This is a genomic window from Flagellimonas allohymeniacidonis (genome assembly GCF_004296335.1).
Taxonomy (GTDB): domain Bacteria; phylum Bacteroidota; class Bacteroidia; order Flavobacteriales; family Flavobacteriaceae; genus Flagellimonas; species Flagellimonas allohymeniacidonis.
Genome location: NZ_SGIU01000002.1, coordinates 1,637,916 through 1,656,324, shown reverse-complemented (window position 1 = coordinate 1,656,324; position 18,409 = coordinate 1,637,916). Strand labels below are relative to the sequence as shown.

At 41.5% G+C, this 18,409-nt stretch carries 22 protein-coding genes; 14 read left to right on the top strand and 8 right to left on the bottom strand.

All coding sequences use genetic code 11. The features are described from left to right. The first annotated feature begins 69 nt into the window (after positions 1 to 69). From EW142_RS15980 to EW142_RS15950, 7 genes are all read left to right on the top strand, one after another. Positions 70 to 261, top strand: a complete 192-nt coding sequence (locus tag EW142_RS15980; protein ID WP_130615590.1) for a hypothetical protein — start codon at positions 70 to 72, stop codon at positions 259 to 261. 107 nt (positions 262 to 368) lie between these two features. Beyond that, positions 369 to 812 (top strand): hypothetical protein, encoded by a 444-nt coding sequence (locus EW142_RS15975; RefSeq protein ID WP_130615588.1) that lies wholly within the window; start codon positions 369 to 371, stop codon positions 810 to 812. Between the two features lie 177 nt (positions 813 to 989). Then, positions 990 to 1,376 carry a VOC family protein gene (locus EW142_RS15970; RefSeq protein ID WP_130615586.1) on the top strand — a complete coding sequence of 129 codons (387 nt, stop codon included), beginning with the start codon at positions 990 to 992 and terminating at the stop codon, positions 1,374 to 1,376. Between the two features lie 88 nt (positions 1,377 to 1,464). After that, on the top strand, positions 1,465 to 2,286 hold the full coding sequence (locus EW142_RS15965) for an SH3 domain-containing protein (RefSeq protein WP_130615584.1): 822 nt from the start codon (positions 1,465 to 1,467) through the stop codon (positions 2,284 to 2,286). A 201-nt stretch (positions 2,287 to 2,487) separates the two neighbouring features. Beyond that, on the top strand, positions 2,488 to 3,087 hold the full coding sequence (locus tag EW142_RS15960) for a transcriptional regulator (protein WP_130615582.1): 600 nt from the start codon (positions 2,488 to 2,490) through the stop codon (positions 3,085 to 3,087). Further along, the gene (locus EW142_RS15955; RefSeq protein ID WP_240740234.1) at positions 3,084 to 3,809 is read left to right on the top strand and encodes a DUF3307 domain-containing protein; all 726 of its coding nucleotides are present in this window, start codon (positions 3,084 to 3,086) and stop codon (positions 3,807 to 3,809) included. The genes EW142_RS15960 and EW142_RS15955 overlap by 4 nt, the downstream gene beginning before the upstream one ends. Before the next feature lie 163 nt (positions 3,810 to 3,972). Continuing rightward, complete coding sequence (locus EW142_RS15950; RefSeq protein WP_130615580.1) at positions 3,973 to 5,298, top strand: vanadium-dependent haloperoxidase; 1,326 nt, start codon at positions 3,973 to 3,975, stop codon at positions 5,296 to 5,298. A 53-nt stretch (positions 5,299 to 5,351) separates the two neighbouring features. Here the strand turns inward: EW142_RS15950 and EW142_RS15945 are convergent, their stop codons facing one another. Genes EW142_RS15945 through EW142_RS15935 form a run of 3 tightly spaced genes read right to left on the bottom strand, consistent with a single transcriptional unit; the run spans position 5,352 to position 7,134 of the window. Next, a complete protein-coding gene (locus EW142_RS15945) occupies positions 5,352 to 6,188 on the bottom strand; it encodes an SDR family oxidoreductase (RefSeq protein ID WP_130615578.1) in 837 nt (278 codons plus the stop codon). Positions 6,189 to 6,224: 36 nt separating this feature from the next. After that, positions 6,225 to 6,716 carry an anthrone oxygenase family protein gene (locus EW142_RS15940; protein ID WP_130615577.1) on the bottom strand — a complete coding sequence of 164 codons (492 nt, stop codon included), beginning with the start codon at positions 6,714 to 6,716 and terminating at the stop codon, positions 6,225 to 6,227. Positions 6,717 to 6,735: 19 nt separating this feature from the next. Next, positions 6,736 to 7,134 carry a DUF5367 family protein gene (locus EW142_RS15935; protein WP_130615575.1) on the bottom strand — a complete coding sequence of 133 codons (399 nt, stop codon included), beginning with the start codon at positions 7,132 to 7,134 and terminating at the stop codon, positions 6,736 to 6,738. Between the two features lie 113 nt (positions 7,135 to 7,247). On the opposite strand from EW142_RS15935, the gene EW142_RS15930 reads away from it, so the two are divergent. Beyond that, positions 7,248 to 8,321 carry an adenylate/guanylate cyclase domain-containing protein gene (locus EW142_RS15930; protein ID WP_130615573.1) on the top strand — a complete coding sequence of 358 codons (1,074 nt, stop codon included), beginning with the start codon at positions 7,248 to 7,250 and terminating at the stop codon, positions 8,319 to 8,321. On the opposite strand, the gene EW142_RS15925 is transcribed toward EW142_RS15930, so the two are convergent. Both EW142_RS15925 and EW142_RS15920 read right to left on the bottom strand, forming a co-directional pair. After that, on the bottom strand, positions 8,311 to 9,219 hold the full coding sequence (locus EW142_RS15925; RefSeq protein ID WP_240740233.1) for a helix-turn-helix domain-containing protein: 909 nt from the start codon (positions 9,217 to 9,219) through the stop codon (positions 8,311 to 8,313). The two genes, EW142_RS15930 and EW142_RS15925, sit on opposite strands and share 11 nt — an antisense overlap. Positions 9,220 to 9,255: 36 nt before the next feature. After that, positions 9,256 to 10,164, bottom strand: coding sequence for a DUF6607 family protein (locus EW142_RS15920; protein WP_130615571.1), 909 nt, complete (start codon positions 10,162 to 10,164; stop codon positions 9,256 to 9,258). A 92-nt stretch (positions 10,165 to 10,256) separates the two neighbouring features. Here EW142_RS15920 and EW142_RS15915 point away from each other — a divergent pair, with 92 nt between their 5' ends. Genes EW142_RS15915 through EW142_RS15905 form a run of 3 tightly spaced genes read left to right on the top strand, consistent with a single transcriptional unit; the run spans position 10,257 to position 13,716 of the window. Further along, positions 10,257 to 12,365: a TonB-dependent receptor plug domain-containing protein gene (locus EW142_RS15915; RefSeq protein WP_130615569.1), complete on the top strand. Its 2,109-nt coding sequence runs from the start codon at positions 10,257 to 10,259 to the stop codon at positions 12,363 to 12,365. A gap of 18 nt (positions 12,366 to 12,383) precedes the next feature. Further along, positions 12,384 to 13,268 (top strand): IPT/TIG domain-containing protein, encoded by an 885-nt coding sequence (locus tag EW142_RS15910; RefSeq protein WP_205783294.1) that lies wholly within the window; start codon positions 12,384 to 12,386, stop codon positions 13,266 to 13,268. 1 nt (position 13,269) lies between these two features. Beyond that, positions 13,270 to 13,716, top strand: a complete 447-nt coding sequence (locus EW142_RS15905) for a DoxX family membrane protein (protein ID WP_130615567.1) — start codon at positions 13,270 to 13,272, stop codon at positions 13,714 to 13,716. A gap of 50 nt (positions 13,717 to 13,766) precedes the next feature. Here the strand turns inward: EW142_RS15905 and EW142_RS15900 are convergent, their stop codons facing one another. The 3 genes from EW142_RS15900 to EW142_RS15890 form a co-directional block, all read right to left on the bottom strand. Next, positions 13,767 to 14,186: a nuclear transport factor 2 family protein gene (locus tag EW142_RS15900; RefSeq protein WP_130615565.1), complete on the bottom strand. Its 420-nt coding sequence runs from the start codon at positions 14,184 to 14,186 to the stop codon at positions 13,767 to 13,769. 95 nt (positions 14,187 to 14,281) lie between these two features. Beyond that, on the bottom strand, positions 14,282 to 15,247 hold the full coding sequence (locus EW142_RS15895) for an alpha/beta fold hydrolase (RefSeq protein ID WP_130615563.1): 966 nt from the start codon (positions 15,245 to 15,247) through the stop codon (positions 14,282 to 14,284). A gap of 57 nt (positions 15,248 to 15,304) precedes the next feature. Beyond that, positions 15,305 to 15,859 (bottom strand): TetR/AcrR family transcriptional regulator, encoded by a 555-nt coding sequence (locus EW142_RS15890; protein ID WP_165395295.1) that lies wholly within the window; start codon positions 15,857 to 15,859, stop codon positions 15,305 to 15,307. A 311-nt stretch (positions 15,860 to 16,170) separates the two neighbouring features. On the opposite strand from EW142_RS15890, the gene EW142_RS15885 reads away from it, so the two are divergent. The 3 genes from EW142_RS15885 (at position 16,171) to EW142_RS15875 (ending at position 18,356) form a co-directional block, all read left to right on the top strand. Beyond that, positions 16,171 to 16,998 carry a hypothetical protein gene (locus EW142_RS15885; RefSeq protein ID WP_130615559.1) on the top strand — a complete coding sequence of 276 codons (828 nt, stop codon included), beginning with the start codon at positions 16,171 to 16,173 and terminating at the stop codon, positions 16,996 to 16,998. Further along, positions 16,998 to 17,390 (top strand): hypothetical protein, encoded by a 393-nt coding sequence (locus tag EW142_RS15880; protein ID WP_130615557.1) that lies wholly within the window; start codon positions 16,998 to 17,000, stop codon positions 17,388 to 17,390. The genes EW142_RS15885 and EW142_RS15880 overlap by 1 nt, the downstream gene beginning before the upstream one ends. A 234-nt stretch (positions 17,391 to 17,624) precedes the next feature. Then, positions 17,625 to 18,356 carry a hypothetical protein gene (locus tag EW142_RS15875; RefSeq protein WP_130615555.1) on the top strand — a complete coding sequence of 244 codons (732 nt, stop codon included), beginning with the start codon at positions 17,625 to 17,627 and terminating at the stop codon, positions 18,354 to 18,356. Positions 18,357 to 18,409 lie beyond the last annotated feature (53 nt).

Here is an 18,409-nt window from a genome sequence, read left to right as displayed (position 1 = left end):
GTCGTTTCACAACATATGATGGCAATTGCTCATTGGTTTGTCTACTTTAGTATTCCCAAATTCTAAATCATGACCTACAAAACTAAGAGCCTCATTTATTTTTTCTGTTTTGTTTTTGCTGCCACGGCTTACCACGTATTAGAGCAGTATGAAGCGTACAAACAACAATTTCCATCGCAAGAATTAGCTGAAACTTCCTATGCTGAAGATTCTGACTATGGCAAGACTTCAAAGGAAGACTTGGCCAAGTTGTCAGAATAAGCTCCGAATCCCCCTGCACTGTTAAAAACTTCACAAACTGTAGTCTTCCTTTAAACCAATCGGGTTCTACGATGGTCAAAGGAGGAAATCATTAAAAGTTTAAACATATGAAACAGTTTGTAGTATTAGCTATGGTATTGTCCACATTTACGTTGTTTGCACAACACCCAGGACCCCACCATCACAGAAGTTTAAAGGCAGACATGTCTGCCGAGCAATTGGCCACCTTGCACACCAAGAAATTAACCTTGGCCTTGGACCTAACAGAAGACCAACAAAAAAAGGTCATGGAAATTAGTTTGGAAGAAGTCGAACTTCGCAAATCAAAGCGCGAAGCGGTGAAAGCAAAAAAAGAAAGTGGAGAATGGACAAAGCCCACTTCGGATGAGCGATTTGAAATGGAAAATAATCTTTTGGACCATCAAATTGCGCATCAACAAAAAATGAAGGAGGTATTGAACGAAGATCAGTACCAAACTTGGAAAAAATTAAGGTTAAAAAGAGCTATGAACGGCAAAAAGAGAATGCAGAAGGAAGGTAGAAGAGGATAGTGTTTTTTGTTGATTTTTTAAAAGCCACACCAGCCATGGGTGTGGCTTTTTTCTTTTGTATTAATTCGTAACTACCCAATTCATTGGAAGCTATGAAAAAGCATAACTTCGTTTAGAAATAAATCTTGGCAAATTCCTTTAATTCAAGCTTGAATTCCTTGACCTAAAAATTGACTAATGAATCTAAATCAAATTACTGTACCTGCATTGGACTTAGAGAAGAGTATTACGTTCTATCAAACTTTAGGATTGCAGTTGATTGTAAAGGCCAGCCCACGTTATGCTCGCTTTGCCTGTCCTGAGGGGGGTAGTACCTTTTCAATTCATTTGGTCGAGGACCTACCGCAAGGTAATGGCGTCATGGTATACTTTGAATGTACACAACTTGATGACAAAGTGCAAGAGCTGGTGACTCAGGGAATTTCATTTGATGAAATGCCCGAAGACCGCCCCTGGCTCTGGCGCGAGGCAAGGTTAAAGGATCCGAACGGGAACCAAATAATCCTGTTTTATGCCGGTGAGAACCGTTTAAATCCCCCTTGGCGGTTGAAGGAGTCTCCCTAAATTTTAAGATAAACCAACCATTTTAACATTTAATGCCGTATATAAGTTAACACCCATATTGGGCTGTCTTAATCTTAATACGATAAAAATGAAAACACGATTATTGATTGCGGCCCTAACCACCCTATTGACATTTAATTTGAACTTTGCCCAAGAGAACCCAAATTCTTCTTGGGAAGCATCTGACTTTAAACCTGGTGAACAGGTTTTTCTGTTTGGCAACAATGTGAAACTGCGATCCGATCCCAGAATAGAATCAGAGGTTATCGAACTGCTGAGAATTGGAGAGTGGGTAGAGATTATTGAAAAAACCAAGTTTTCTTGGCCTTACAAGGGTTTTGATTCCCCATTTTACAAAGTGAAGTATGATACGGAAGTAGGCTATATTCTTGGAGGTCTGCTGTCCCTTGAAAAAAAATCCTTAAACGGTATCGATTATTATTTTGCGATATCGAAGGAGGGAGAACGTTCTTTTCTCAATATGAGGCATGTGGAAGAAGGGGATTACGTCGAGCAGAAAACAGCTTTGTCCAATGTCAACTTTAAAATCAAAGTGTTGGACAACAAGGGCGTTCCACATTTAGATAGTATTCTGCTTATTGATTATCAAGCCGAAGCCTGTGGTGAAGAAGGAGGAGGTATCTATTTCTTCGTCCATGGCAATCACTTGATTAAAGTTGGTGAGCTTTCACAAATTTCAGAGGCAGGGATCTTTTATTATGCAGAAACTTTCGTTTTCCCTGATGATGAAAATGGCGTACCCGAAAAAATACTTTTCAAAAAAGAACAGGCCCAAAATTTGGATGAGGCTTCGCAATGGACGCAAACCTCAACCGAGAGTCGTTTGTTGAGCTGGGTCAATGGAAATTTAATTCCGGACCTTCGGGAAAAAGTTCCCAATAGCCTGTAAACCTTTCTTAAAACCTTAAGAACAGGTACATCTGCGGTTGTACCTGTTACTTCTGGTTAACCAAAAGGCAAAATATTATTTGATTATCTGCGTTTTTACATATATTTTTGATTATCTGTTTTTATACAGATATTTTGATTTATCTGCTAATTAGCATATAATTCTTACTATCTGTTCTTATACAGATTTTAATAGAACTCTATGATTGCCGTACTAACAGGAGATATCATAAACTCCCGGGAAGATAAATCCCCTAACTGGCTGATTGCCTTAAAGGAAGGGCTCAATCAATATGGAAAGGAACCCCAAGACTGGGAAATTTACAGAGGGGACAGCTTTCAATTGGAGACCACTCCCTCAAAAGCCCTACAGGCAGCTATCCACATCAAAGCGGCTATAAAACAGAGCAAAAATATTGATGTGCGAATTGCAATTGGATTAGGTGACAAGACGTATACTTCAGAAAAAATTACCGAATCCAATGGTACGGCCTTCATTCATTCCGGGGAATGCTTCGAAAGGTTAAAAAAGAAGAATCTCGCCCTAAAATCAACCAACACAGAATTTGACCAACGCATTAACCTTCTCATTGAACTTGCACTATTGACCCTGGACCATTGGTCCCCTGCCATAGCAAAAACGGTAAAAACAGCTATGGAAAACCCTGACCTGAAGCAAAGTGAACTGGCAGCCCTTTTGGGCAAATCACAGGGAAACATCAGCGAAGAGCTCAATAGGGCCGGATTTGAAGAAGTTCAAAAAATGATATCCACGTACCAAAACGAAATACAAAACCTATGATTTCCGCTTTTGCCATCCAACTGATACTCGCCCATTTAATTGGTGACTTTGTCTTTCATCCTGATACTTGGGTACAACATAAACTTCAAACTAAAATTCGTTCCAAATACTTGTACTATCATATGGGAGTGCACATCATTGCACTGTTGTTGCTTTTAGGGTTTAAGAATCTATGGGCGGTGCCCATAATCATCGTATCCCACTACCTAATTGATTTGGGTAAATTGTATACTACCAACGCCAAAAATTACCGCTGGGTGTTTACCCTGGATCAACTTTTACATTTAGGTGTGATATTTTTTGTAATCCATTTGCATGAAACACTGGAATTCGATTTTCAAAAATTCTTTGATACCCCGACCTTGCTGTTCATAACCTTCTTGGTTTTTGTCACCTTCGTAAGTGCCATTATGATGAGAATGCTATTGGCCCCTTACATTCAAGAAGTTCAAAAAGACGATGAAGCCGAGGGGGGTTCATTAAAAGATGCTGGGCGCTATATTGGTATGTTGGAGCGGCTTTTTGTTTTTGGCTTCATCCTTCTGGATCAATGGGCGGCTATCGGTTTGCTTATAACGGCCAAGTCCGTTTTTCGTTTCGGCGACCTTAACAAAGGAAAGAACCGTAAGCTTACCGAGTATGTTCTTATTGGCACCTTGTTGAGTTTTGGTTTGGCCATTCTTTCCGGGGTACTTTATCTTTATTTATTGCCATTAATCTAAAACACCCTTTCTAGCTTCTTGATTTTTAATTATTTAACTTAATTTGGTTACCATAAGTCTTCCCCCTAGTTTATAATCACAGTGCAAACTTTTTTCCAGTCAATATCCTTTAAGGATGTAGAAGTTTTGAACGTATCTGTTTTGTACTAAAATTCAAGAAGACATGAAAACAATTCGTCAATTTTTATCCAATTATTTCCTTCCTATCATCCTACTTACTGTTCAAAGTTGTACCACCAAAGAAATCAAAGTAGAAGAATATTCTCCAGAAGTAATCAATTCTTGGAATCAAAAGATATTTGAAATTGCCATTGAAGAAGATGGATTGCTTACTTTGAAGGGTTTGCGAACTGCTTCCATGGTCCATGTGGCCATACACGATGCCTTAAATACCATCGTTCCGCTCTACACTTCTTATGCCTATCAATCCGAGCCAACCATGGCAGACCCTATCGCCACAGCGGCCTATACAGCATATTTGGTCACAGTGGATCAGTACCCAGATAAACAATCGGAGCTAAAACAGGAATTGGACAAGTGGTTAACAAACGAAACCCAAAACAGCACGGTTGTAAAGAAGCTAGGGAGAGCCTCGGCCACCTCAATACTGCAAAAACGAACCCGAGACGCCTGGAATGGTGAGGCAGAATACACTTGGCATCCCATGGCACCAGGGGTATATGCAGAATTCAATGAACATAGCGGAACTCCAGAAGGTTTTATTTTTGGTGCCGGTTGGGCCAAAGCACAACCTTTTATGCTTCCAAGACAAGATTTCTTTAGGTCCCCTCCCCCTCCAGATATAAAGAGCGATGCCTATACCATAGCCTTTAACGAGGTAAAGGAGGTAGGCCAAACGCAAAGCGAAACCCGCACTGCAGACCAAACGCATTTCGCCCTATGGTGGAAAGATTTCGTTGAAAATTCGCATAACCGCTTGGCACGTGAGTTAGTGACCAAAGAGGCATTGAACCTCTGGGAGGCTTCCCGTTTATTCGCACTTTTGAATATGACCGTTTACGATGCTTACATTAATGTGTTCGATAATAAATTTCATTACAATCATTGGCGCCCCTATACCGCGATCCGTTGGGCGGAACATGATGAAAATCCAGATACTGCGGCAGATGTAGAATGGAACAACTTACACCAACACACCTATGCATTTCCCTCTTATCCTTCCGCACATGGAACAGCAAGTGCTGCAGCCATGACCGCTTTGGCCCACACTTTGGGCAAGGGCGATGATTACCTTTTTGTAATGACTACCGAGGAAGTCGATAGCGCAGGACCTTTTTCAGAAAAACTAAAAATGGACCCTCCAACACGTTCTTTTACTAGTTTCTCCGATGCGGGATGGGAAGCTTCGCTCTCCCGTGTGTATTTAGGCATTCATTTTCGATATGATTCCGAAGAAGGAAAACGTCTTGGCACACAAATTGGGCAATATGCCGCGGAAAATTACCTGCAAGCTTTAGCAATTCCATAAAAAAACGGATCCAAATTGGGTCCGTTTTGTTGTTCATTGATTGATAGCAAACTCTAAGAAGCCACTGTTTGGCTCCAAATACCCGTAGCTGCGGTTTCCTTAACAAATTCTGAGAAATCTTTTGGTTTTCTGCCCAATACCTTTTCAACATCCTTAGTGATTACCTGATTGTCAGGGTTATCGAGAACTTCAGAAAACAAGTAGTTGATTAGCCATACGTAGTCATCATCAAGTCCATATTCCCGTAGCATTTTGGTATAAGCCGGTAAAGAAACGGGGGTAAAAACGATATTCCGTTCGACCGTTTTGGATATTTCAGCAATCACTTCCCTAAATGTTAGGAATCTTGAACCTGTTAACTCATAGATTTCTCCATTGTGTTTTGCGTCCAACAGGGCCTCAACCGCCACAGCAGCAATATCCTCGGCGTCTACGTAAGGTACCTTGGTATCTGCCATGGGTAGAGCAACAAAACCATGTTGAATGGGTTCCAAAAAGAAGCTTTCGCTATAGTTCTGGCTGAACCAGCTGGCTCGAACAATGGTGTAGTCCAATCCAGAATTCATGACCGCTTGTTCACAGAGTTCTGCCTCGCGCTCCCCTTTCCCAGAAAGCAAAACCAATTTTTTAACCCCTTGTCGGCCCGCCTCCTTGGCAAGTGCTTCGATTGCTTCTAAGGCTCCCGGTACGGCAAGGTCGGGTTGAAAGGTGATATATACACCATCCATTCCTTCAAGCGCTGGGCCCCAGGTTTCTGGTTTCTCCCAGTCGAAAGCCGGGTTTTCACTTCGGGAACCTACCCGTACGTTGTGTCCTTTTTCTTTTAAGATTCTGACCACTCTTCGGCCTGTTTTTCCTTTTCCTCCCAATACTAAAATGTTGTTTTTCATGATACTTAATTTTTAATGTTTCTGATTTTTAGATTTTTATTTTCCTATTGCTGCAATGACCAACATTGCAAATGAGATGGTAGCCGCTACCATCCGAATCGAATGGAACTGATTCCATGGTCTTTCAAAAGTCTCTCGAAGTGTGCGCAATTGTTCCGAGGTACTATTCACCAAATCGGTTTTGTCCAATATTTGGTTTAGGGGAACGTTGCCCATAATAGTTACCAACACAACTCCGAAAAAGTAGATGGCCATTGCTGCCAATACCAGCCAAAAATGTGTGGGTGAAATTGCCCTATTAGTAATTACGGTCACTATTCCCACTAAGAAGGAACCGAAGAAAACCGCAAAGAATAGAGGGTTTTCTATGCTACGGTTCATTTTTTGAAATGACTGTAGATAACCCATGTCTTCCAATTGTCCAACCCCAGGGGTTACAGCGTTTCCCCAAGTGAAACATAGTCCTGCCACAAGACCAATTAGAAGTATGGCTGCAAAAAGTGTGATGTTGCTTGTTGAAATTTCCATAGTTCGTGATTTTGTTTGATTAACTAATTTTTTGTGTTCTTGTATAAACTCTAGCATACCAATACAGTGTGGCTGTCGTAATGAACTCTAACCCAATGATCCAAAAACCGATATCTGTAAAGAATTCGTAATAACTCCCCCCATTGGGTATGATCATAAAGGGTACTGTGATTAAAGCGTCCAATGCTGCGGCAACCAAGAAGAAAGTCTGCCCGATCCTATACCCATGGGTGCTGTGGTCTTTTTTATAGTATAATTTCGACCCCAACCACACTAGTGGCATCACTGTGACGAACAATACCAGGTTGGCCTGTTGCTGTGCATCTTCCATAATGTTGACAAAAAAGGACAGCGAGTAAAAGCTTACTCCGAGTATCCAAATAACTGCTCCGATTAAAATCACTCTTGCTCTTTTCATTGTTTTAGATTTTTTTGATTGTTCAATAATTACAGGACAAAACTAGACGCACTACATGGGGAAGATTTGTTCAAAAAGGAGGAAGATTTGTTCGAAAAGGATAACTTTAAGCTATGAGAATTTCCATTATCAACAAGAGAAGGTGGCGTATAGTTCGGTTCTACTGCATCGGATGGACCTTAGCCTTTATCTTTTTAAACATAGTAAGAGGTATCGGCACAAAGGAATTGGGAAGTCTACAATTCGATTTTGAAAAAGGGCTGATCATTGCGATAACTTTGGGTCCTTTGATGGGACTAGTTTCAGGTTTTGCCCAAATCTTGGTAGAGGAACGCATCTATAAGCGAATTTCTATTCGAAAACTCCTTTTTGTCCGTTTCTTGTTCACCATACTATTTACGTTGATTTTGATTGTATTTGCCTACAACATTTATCAATTTTTCTTTGGCACCTACCTTAGTATTTATTCGTTTGCTGTAGATCGTGGAAGTGGAGCTATTTATTTTTATGTGGTTTCTGTGGATTTAATGCTGGCTGTGTTGAGGCAGGTGAATCTTATGCTTGGTGAAGGCAACTTGTACAAATTAATTCGAGGGGAATTCTATACCCCGAATGAAGAAAAACGCATTTTCATGTTTCTGGATTTACAGTCCTCCACTGAGTTGGCCGAAAGATTGGGCCATGTAAAGTACAGTATGTTGGTACAAGATTGTTTCAATGATTTGGGAGTGGCTATTCCCGATAATGCTGAAATTTATCAATATGTTGGCGATGAGGCTGTAATTACCTGGAAATTCAATGAAGGAATAAAAAACCAGGAGTGTTTGAAAGCATTTTTTAGTTTCAAACAATTGCTTTCTGAAAAAGAAAAATTCTACATTACAAATTACGGGTGCGTTCCTTTTTTTAAAGCAGGTGTACATAGTGGAATTGTAACCGTTACCGAAGTGGGAAAGTATAAGAAAGAAATTGCCTATCACGGAGATACTATAAATACTGCAGCACGAATACAGGGAAAATGCAATGACCTAGGTAGCGAACTTCTACTTTCAGAATCCCTAAAAAATCAGTTACAGTCCAACAACTACGGTTTTACCGAAATGGGTGCGGTCGCCCTCAAAGGGAAAAAAGGCAAGGTTACGGTGCACTCCGTTTTGGAGCTGGAGATTCAAAAAGCTACTGCCTAATTTCACTGGGACGAAAGCCAAATTTCTTGGAAAAGGCATTCGAGAAAGAGCTCAAGCTATCATAACCCACATGCCAAGCCGCCTCTTGTACCGTGGCCTCTTGTCTTCGTAGAAGCTCGTGCGCTTTTTTAAGGCGTTCGTTCTGCAAATATTTAAAGACCGGGACTCCAAACGCTTGTTTAAAGTTCTTTTTCAACTTAAAACTATTGAGCCCGATTTGAAGCGAAAGCTCGGATAAAGACGGCGGATTATCTAGATTGTTGGATAAAATTTCCTTAGCGGCCTCTAGTTTCTCCCGTTCGGAGGTCTTCATCGTATCCGTCTGCATCATGGCCAACTGACCAAAAAAGTGGGAGAGCAAGGCTGTTATCTGACTACGGAAAAACATCATTTTTGTCTTCCCCTGATATTGATTGTGAAAGATTTGGTCAACAATGGATTGCATTTCAGGCGTCATGAAAAATCGTGGCCCCTCAACATAATGGTCGGAAGGATTCACCAGTTGCTCCAATAGTTCAGAGAAAAGTTCCCCCTCGGCATTCGGCAATTTTTCAAGGTTTCGCGGTGAAGTTGCAATTACAATGCATTCTAAAGGCTTATCGGGAGAGACCGTATGGGCAGCTTCTACTGTTTCATCTGCAAAAAACGAAAGTGCCAAGCCCTTGGTATGAAGGTAGTCTTTTTGTTTTCCATCATATTTCATGGCCAACTCCACATTTCCCGAACCATAAAAGGCTACGGCAATAACGGGTTCGTCAAACCAACATGAATCGGTGATGACCTTATCCGAGTTGGCTTCTTCCACCAAAATGATGAAATCGTTGATGTTGATGATATCACGGGTCATTTCCTCCTCAAAATAACCAAAATTGGGCAAAAAGGGGCAACAAAAAACCACCTTATAGGTGGTTTTATCAAAATCGCAAATCTGGAATTACTTTGCGATAAATGTTTCAATAATTCCTTCGATATTTGACGCGCTTCTTTCAAAATCGTCTGCAAACAAATGAGCATACAATGGCTTATCGTCCACTTTGGCATTAAGCCTTAAATCTTGCCTTCTCGAAAAAACTTCATCCCATTTGGCACGTACCAAAGCCCAATCTTCTTTGTTTTCTTTCCACCAGCTTTGAGCGGCTGCACATTGGGTATCATCAACCCTTTTATATGTATTTAATCCTTTTTCTTCTGCTAATACCACATCTTCTTCTCCCTTTTTTCGGATAATCTTCTTGTTGTCTTGATCATGAATCCAGCCCTCTTCGATAATGGCATGCCTGTTATTTCTTAAGGTTACGTTATAGTCACTTCGCTTCGTGTATTCTCTTCTCGGTAGCGGAGCATCCGCTGCATTTTCCCATGAACTTTGCCCATCAACATGCACCCACGTGGCGGTACCTTCGTAACGCGGGCTGTCATCGACCTGAAAGACCTTTTGGGTCCATTGGCCTCTAACTTTATCTTTTGAAAGAGAAACATATTTCCATGTATTATCCCACTGATAGGTGTACAAATCGGTATTCTCAAACAACCAATCCTGTCTCCAGTGTTTGATTACCTTGGGAGCATCGGGTCGTCCCACAATCAATAAATGTTGCAGCACAATTTTGTCATTGGTGTCCTCTACCAATTGCACCCATTCCAGTCCCTTATCATGCTTTACCTTGGAAGGTACATAGTCAGGACTGTCGGAATATTCGAAAGTTTCTGTGAAATCAAAGCTGACCTCATAGCAACCACACATTTTTTTAATGGTCTTTTCATCTTGTTCTTTTTTGCTTTGGGCATTAACGGAAAAGGCCAGTGCAAAACTTAGGGCGGTAAAAAGAAGATTTCGTTTCATGTTTCTGTTTAGTTTTCTGGATTAAAAAATTTACTATTCTTATTTAGATTGATTTAAAATAAATATATATTTGTCCGCAAATCTAAATAAGAATGAGTCTAAATAAAAATAATATTGTCATTTATTTTTTCTTCTTCCCAACCCTATTGCTACATGCCCAGAGAAAAAGTCAAGAAGTACCAACGGATTCCATTCTTACCGAAAACCTTGATGAAGTAGTGGTTACCGCCACAAGAACTGTTAGACAATTGTCTTCTTTGCCCCTTCCAGTGACCCTTATTCCCCAAAGGCAATTAGAGCGTACCGGAGTAACCCGGCTCAGCGAGATTTTGAATGAGCAAACAGGCATCGTTATGACACCTGATGCAACCGTAGGCGGTGGTGAAGGCGTACAGATTCAGGGTATTGCTTCGGACTATGTGCTGGTTTTAATTGATGGGGTTCCCGTTGTAGGCCGTAGTTCCGGAAATTTAGACCTCAGCCGATTCGCCATCGGCAATATCAAACAAATAGAAGTGGTCAAGGGTCCGTCTTCAAGCCTATTTGGCTCAGAAGCTCTGGGCGGGGTCATCAATATCATTACCGAAAAGCCCAAATCAGAAAAAATAAGTGGACAGGTATCGCACCGTTCGGCTACATTCAACAATCAGAACACCACAGTAAGTCTTAGCCAACGTAAGAATACGTTAGGGTATTCCCTTTTTGTGGACCGATTGAGCACCGATGGCTATGACCTTGCATTGGGAGACGAAGGACAAACTATAAATCCCTTTTATAACTACACCCTAAATGGACGTGTATTTTTTGATGCTTCAGATAAACTGCGCTTTTTTGCCTCGGGGCGTTATTTTCTTCAAAATTTTGATGTTCCCTCGGGTACCAGTGAAGAGCGCGATGGTAATGCCCATCTTCGCATTGACCATAAAGTATCAAAGAAGTCACAGTTCGAATACGAGTTTTATTATACCAATTACGTTACCAATGAACAGGCCATTGATCCTATCAACGATGAAATTTTATTGGACAATAATTTTGATCAAAAATTATTTCGGCCCGAAATCCGATTCCATCATTCTTTCAGTCACCACAACGTTTTGACGCTGGGAGGTGGTTATAATTTTGAAACTTTAAATCGCTCCCTTTTTGCAGAACAGGTCACTTTTGACTCCCAATATGCGTTCGTGCAGTACGATTTTAAACCTCTGGAAAGATTAAACGTGATCGTTGGCGCCCGTTTTGACGACCATAGCGAATACAACTCACAGCTAAGCCCTAAACTCTCCTACCGCTATGATTTTAATGCAAATTGGGCTTTGAAGGGTTCCATTGGGAGTGGTTTTAAGGCACCGGATTTTCGTCAATTGTACTTGGATTTTACCAATGCAGCTGGCGGGGGCTACTCTGTTTTTGGCAAGGAAGTGGAAGCATCAGGTATTCAAAGGCTACAAGAAAGCGACCAAATTGCCAACCTGGCCGTCGACCCAGCAGATTTAGGTGAACGTCTCGATGCAGAAAGTTCGGTGGGATACAACTTGGGTGTAGGTTACAAAAAAGGAAAGCTCAAGGCCGACCTTAACTTTTTTAGAAACGATTTTCAAAATCTAATCGATGTTAGAATCTTGGCTTCCAAGACCAACGGACAAAACGTTTTTGGATACATCAATCGGGAGGAGGTCTATACGCAAGGGGTGGAACTTGACCTACAATACAGGCTATTCGAAAACTTGAATCTTTCTGCAGGATATCAATTGCTCTATGCTTTCGACAAAGCCAAAGAGGAAGCTGTGGCCAATGGAAGTGTTTTTGCCCGCGACCCAGAAACTTTGGAAACTATTCGGCTTTCCGAAGACGATTACTTCGGACTGGAAAACCGTTCAAGGCATACCTGGAACTTCAAAGCATTTTATGAGGTGCCCAAATGGGATGCCAACGCGAATCTTCGGGTGGTCTATCGCAGCAGATTTGGATTAACCGATCGCAATGGAAACGATTTGTTGGACGAATTCGACAATTCTTTCGTAGATGGCTTTGCTTTGGTCAACCTTTCCTTTGGCAAGACCTTTTTAAAGCACTATCAACTTCGAGTGGGCGCGAACAACCTTTTAGATTTTAGAGGTAGCAACCCCTTGGCCGCCCAAGACAACGAAGTGCTTGTGAATCCAGGAATACAATTCTTTACTCGACTTAATATTCAATTTTAACCCTTAACGAAAATCCCTATGAAAACTACCTTAAAATTATTTACCATATCAGTTGCGCTGTTTGTCTTTGTGGCCTGCAGCGATGACAATGATTCAGATTCACTCGAGTTTACCGTAACGTCCATTTCGCCCGAATCAGGTCCTGTTGGCACAGAAATTACGATTACCGGAACCAATTTTCCAACAGATGCTTCAGGAATCAATTTGACTTTTAATGGAGTAGTTGCAACCATTAGTTCGGTCAACAGTTCTGAAATTGTGACTTCGGTACCCGTTGGAGCTGCATCTGGTACCGTTAGCATAAGTATTGATGGTGTTGCCAAGAACACTCCTGCAAATTTCACGGTCTTATCGGAGTTGGTTACTCGTTCTGTTTCCAACCTTTTTGCCCCCCAGACGGGTGGGCAAGGGCAAGGGGAAATCTCAGGTGAGTTCACCAAGTTTAGCTTTGAAACAGGAGCTGAGACCACAAGTGAAACGGATTGGGACATTGCATTCCGAGGAACGACCATCGCAGTAAATGGAGGTGTTGAAACGGGCACCAATGACGAACCAATCCGAAATGGTGAGGGGGCTGCCGCTTTAGTAGATGGTATTTTTTCGGAAGTGAACTCGGTGGATGGGCTTACGTTTACACAAGACGCCGGTGCAGCTTTTGCCATTCCCTCTGGGAGTGATAATGGTTGGTACAACTATAATTTTATGACCAATTTAGTGACGCCAATTCCAGGTAAAGTTTTGGTTTTTCGTACCCATGATGGAAGATACGCCAAAGTTGAAATTTTGAGCTACTATGAGAATGCTCCGGTGAATCCTGATGGTTTCACCACTCCTTCTCGATATTACACCTTCAATTTTGTCTATAATCCCAACGAAGGTGAAACCACATTGGCAGCCAACTAATATGAAAGCAGTACAAATCTTATTTATCGCATTACGATTGTTTTTAGGTGGCTTTATGATCTATGGAGGTATCCAAAAGTTTCAGAAGCCTATTCCTGCCCCGGTTGAAGTGGTCGAAAAAGCGGAGAAATTCAAAGATCCTGCCAAGGAAAGTACCTTGCAAAAAATTCTATACATCAGCGGTAGTAAACAAACCGGTTATTTCTGGCAATTGCTGGGAATTTGCGAGCTCCTTTTTGGATTGCTACTGGTGATACAGTATACCAGTTTCGTTGGAGCCCTCTTTTTGCTCCCCATCACCTTGAACATTTTCCTGTTCCATATCTTTTTGGAATCTGATGAAATTTCAGAACTACTGCAAACCTGTGCCTTATTTGGGGTCAATATCGCCTTGATTCTGAAGGAATCTTCCCAATGGAAGCATCTGCTATGGATAAAGCCCATCTAAGGGTTTTAAGTTGGTTAGTTTGTGTGAAAGCGGGGCGTCTGCCCCGCTTTCTATTTTAACCTACGTTCAGATTCAGTAATCGGGACATCATTGATGCTGGCATAGCGTTTCTTCATTAAGCCATTGGCATCAAATTCCCAATTTTCATTGCCATACGCCCTAAACCAGTTGCCTTGCTTGTCTTGAAATTCATACTCAAAACGTACTGCTATCCGGTTATCTCCGTGCGCCCAGTATTCCTTTTTGAGCTTGTAATTCCGCTCATTTTCCCATTTCTCGGTCAAAAAGGCCTGAATCTCTTCGCGCCCATTGATGAACTGGGAACGGTTACGCCATTCACTATCCACAGTGTAGGCTTTTGACACCTTCACAGGGTCTTGGCTATTCCAGGCGTCTTCCGCCATTTGTATTTTCTGTTTGGCCGTCTCCAAGCTAAATGGAGGGACTGGTAGTTTTATTTCTTGTGCCATCTTATTTACTGTTGCTAATTGTTTTGTCGTAGTAAACCCAAAAACACTACCCGCAGTATCATGAAAAAAGTACCGCGGGCAATGCTCTGAATAGGTTATTGGATTTTATTCTTCTTTAAAAAATTTAGTATATAGCCCGCAATTTCATCGCCTTTTTCCTCCAAGGCAAAGTGACCGGTATTCAACAGATGGAAATCCACATTTTTCAAATCCCTTTTGTATGGATGCGCTCCAGAGGGTGGAAAAATATAATCGTTCTTTCCCCATACAATTAATGTAGGCACTTGATACTCTCGGAATAGCTTTTGCCATCCTGGGTAACGGTCTACATTGGTTCGGTAATCATAGAACATGGCCAACTGAATTTCGTTGTTTTCAGGTCGTGTTAAGTGTTGTAAATCGTGATTCCAGTTATCGGGACTTACCTTGCTGCTATCCTGAACCCCATAGAGGTATTGCCATTTCAATCCTTCAATTTGGTGGAAAGCCTGCAAAGGTTCCTTATTGGCTTGTGAATTGTCTGTCCAAAGCTTACGTAAAGGGTCCCAGAAATCTGCCAAACCTTCTTCATAGGCATTCCCGTTTTGTACGATAAATGCCTCCACACGTTCCGGATGCTTTTCAAAGATGCGATATCCCACAGGTGCACCGTAATCCATCAGGTAAAGGCTATAGCGATCCACCTTGAGTTGTGTCAATAGCTCGTCAACGATTTCTGCGAAATTGGCGAAGGAATACTCAAAATCAGCCATTGGAGGTTGTGAGCTGCGGCCGTAGCCAGGGTAATCCGGTGCAATAAGATGATAGTCGTCAGACAGATCTTTGATCAAATTTCGGAACATGTGCGAAGAAGTGGGGTAGCCGTGCAATAAAAGCAAGGTAGGTGCATCTTTTGGACCCGCTTCACGGTAAAAAATATCCAATCCAGACACCTTTGCGGTATGGTAGGTTGTTGGATACTGCTGCTTTGTTACGGACCTTTTTTTGTTCTGTCCGTTTAGGTTCGCGGCGACCAAAATCGCCAAAGTAAAAAGTGTTACAATCGTTTTTCTAGTTTTCATTGTTTTGAATTTAATTATTGTTACCGAACGTTCGGTAATTTATATTTTTAAATTTTTTTAGATTTTGTATCGCATTGTAGTTTGTTGGATAGCCTTTTGAAAAGGCTCGGTGCTATTCATAGCTTTGGAAAGTACCAAGCTCCCCTGTATTTCAATAAAGGTTTGCTTCGCCTTTTGCATCGCCGCGTCCTCATCCTGTCCAACAGCTCGCCCCAAAATGCTGAACGATTCCAACCATTGGTTGATTCCCTTTTCTATTTTTTCGCCAAAAAGCGCCATTCCGGTATCCATGGAGAGAGAACGGTACAAACATACCTCCCGCCCTTCATTGTATACGGCATTAATATTGACCAAAGCTTCCTGTAAACGTTCCGCGGGAGCCACTTGGCTATCCGACAATACCTTGTAGACCTTATTGTTGATCCACGATTCCATAAAGTCGAGTACAGCGGAGGTCATCTCCTTTTTCCCTCCAGGAAAGCGATGATACAGACTGGCTTTCTTAAGGCCTGTAGCGTCCGCCAACTCATTAAGACTGGCTCCGTCATAGCCCTTAGAGCGGAACACCGACATTAATCCGTTTAAAATCTCCTGATCTGATACTTTTGCCATTCTCATGGGACAAATGTAACAAGAATTTCAAATTTACCAAACGTTCGGTAAAATTTTAACACTCTCTTGTGATTGCCTACTTCCAATTTACACCGTTATAGCCTGTAGTGATTCCTTCACCACAAGTCACAATGGGCCTTTCCAATGTTTTAGCAATTTTTAGGTGTTTTCTTACTTAAAAAGAAATAGAAATATTGCCTTGAAGACAAAAATACCCGAACTTGTAATCTAAGTTGTTTACACAAAAACGCTATCAAATACCCGTTATGAGATTCCATCTGAAATACATAACAAGGAAATCGTTCCGCAGAATGTCCATTGCTTCAATCCTGTGTATTGTATTAACAGGTTGTGTCAACCTAAAACATGTCAACGATTATTCGACGTCCTCCTTAGAAGGAGTCAAGGCTTTCGAAGAAATCCACTATGGCTTTTCGCAAAGCTGTATGGACCGATGCATGTTTGATAAAATCAATATGCTCCTTATTGAAGACAAAACTTGTAATTGCTCCCCAGAGCAAAAAGCGGACAGTATCAACTTGAAAATATATAATGCCATTTATGGGTACTTTGAGGGCCTAAGCCTCGTTTCTGATAACGGTTTGGCCACATACAGAACGGATGAACTTGAAAATGCGTTGACCGAAGGTGATTTTGGCTCCATTAAAATTGAAAAAGAACAGGTGGCATCCTATTCACGGGTTGCCCGAATTCTCATCAATGTATTTGCCGACTCTAAAAGAAAAAGCAAAATCAAGACCTACGTCACTGAGGCAAATGCCCCTATTAAAGAGTTACTGGCCTATTTGGATTTTAACCTTTCCTCCAATTTGTATGGTAAACTTGAAGTTGAAAAAGAAAGAAACCGAGCCTATTTCTTCGACTTAACCAAAAGCGACTCCCTTTCAATGTTTGAAAAGCGCCAGACAACCCAAGAATACTACAAAAGACAGGGCGACATCGAAAAGAAGCAAAACAAACTTGGTATCTATTCAAAAACGCTTCAAAAAATATCGGAAGGTCATCAGGAATTGTTTGATCACCTTGAAACTCTAAAAGCTGAAGAAATCAAACAATTGCTTTTCAGCTATGCAAACGAAATTGATATCATTATCACCGAATTCAAAAAAACCGAATAATGGCCAGACTTACCTCAAAACAAATCAACGAGCTCGCCAATACATTCCTGACTTTGGCACAGTCCATTGGTGATTATCGCATGAACAATTTCGATACCTTGACCAAGGCCCAAAATCGAAAGTTAAGGGAATCGCACCGAAGAATTCTTAACTATTCGGATGATTTCTATACCATCTCTGCCACTTTGGTCATGAACGATGTGGAGGATTCTTTAGCTCGAATAGCCAAGATTACCGAAGAAATAACCAAAACCTACAAAAGCCTTCAAAATGTTCAAAAGGCCATCAATATAGCGGCTTCCGTGGTTACAGTGGGCGCTTCCATTTTCAGTAAAAGTCCTTTGGCCATTTTAGATGCCTTGGGAAAGCTAGAGAAAACATGGAATGCTTAAAACAGAATTATTACCCTCTTTCCTTCCGCGAACCTGGTGGAGATTTCTCAGTCGCGCAGCTCTTTCGAAATGACACTTTAGAACACCTCGTCATTTCGAACATAGTGAGAAATCCAAAGAAGATATAGGCACTCCGTCCATTTCTTTTTTGAGTTTAACTTCTTTTATCTATCTTGTTCTCAGCATATTCCCTCTCGCTTTTACCAAAGCTCCCCCTAATACATACTAACAATTATGAACAAATACAAAACTCTCCACCTGTGGATGCTTATCCCCATGGTGTTGATGCAATTTGGGATTTTTAGGGATTATTGGGGCGATTTTACAGAAAATGCGTGGTCCGTGCATGTGCACTATTGGACTGGAACTCTCTGGTATCTGTACCTGATTCTACAACCATATTATGCTACCCACGGAAAGTTGGAAAAGCACCGTACCAATGGCATTATTGGGATGTTCTTGGCCGGAGGTGTAGCGATTACCGCCTTCAGCATGCTGCATCGCGATATTGTGAACGCGGACAGGTCGGCAGAACTCCGGGATGCCTTTGGGCCATTTGAACCGTGGTTCTTTATGGGCGTAGCAGCTGTTGAAATTGTGATGATCATCGCCTTTGGCTATGCTGTCATTATGAGCATCATAAAACGAAAAAGTCTAGAAGACCACGCCTGGTGGTTGATTACCACTGTGTTCATCATTATGATGCCGGCATTGGGGCGCGGGATACAGAACATTTTTGTTTTGGTACATCTCGAAAACTGGCCCAATATAGATATCATGGCTCCGGTCTATCTCACCCAAGCCCTAATTATTGCACTGATACTACTGGCGGCTTGGAAGTACCAAAAATTAAAGCACCCGGCTACTTATTTGGCCATAGGTGTGAATATCTATACTTGTTTTTTGGAACCATTGGGCCGTTCGGAGGGGATAGCTACCTTTTTGAGGTACATGATTAAAGGATAATAGACACAATTATTCTGCTATTTTCGCAAAGCTGTTCAAGACCATACGACAGT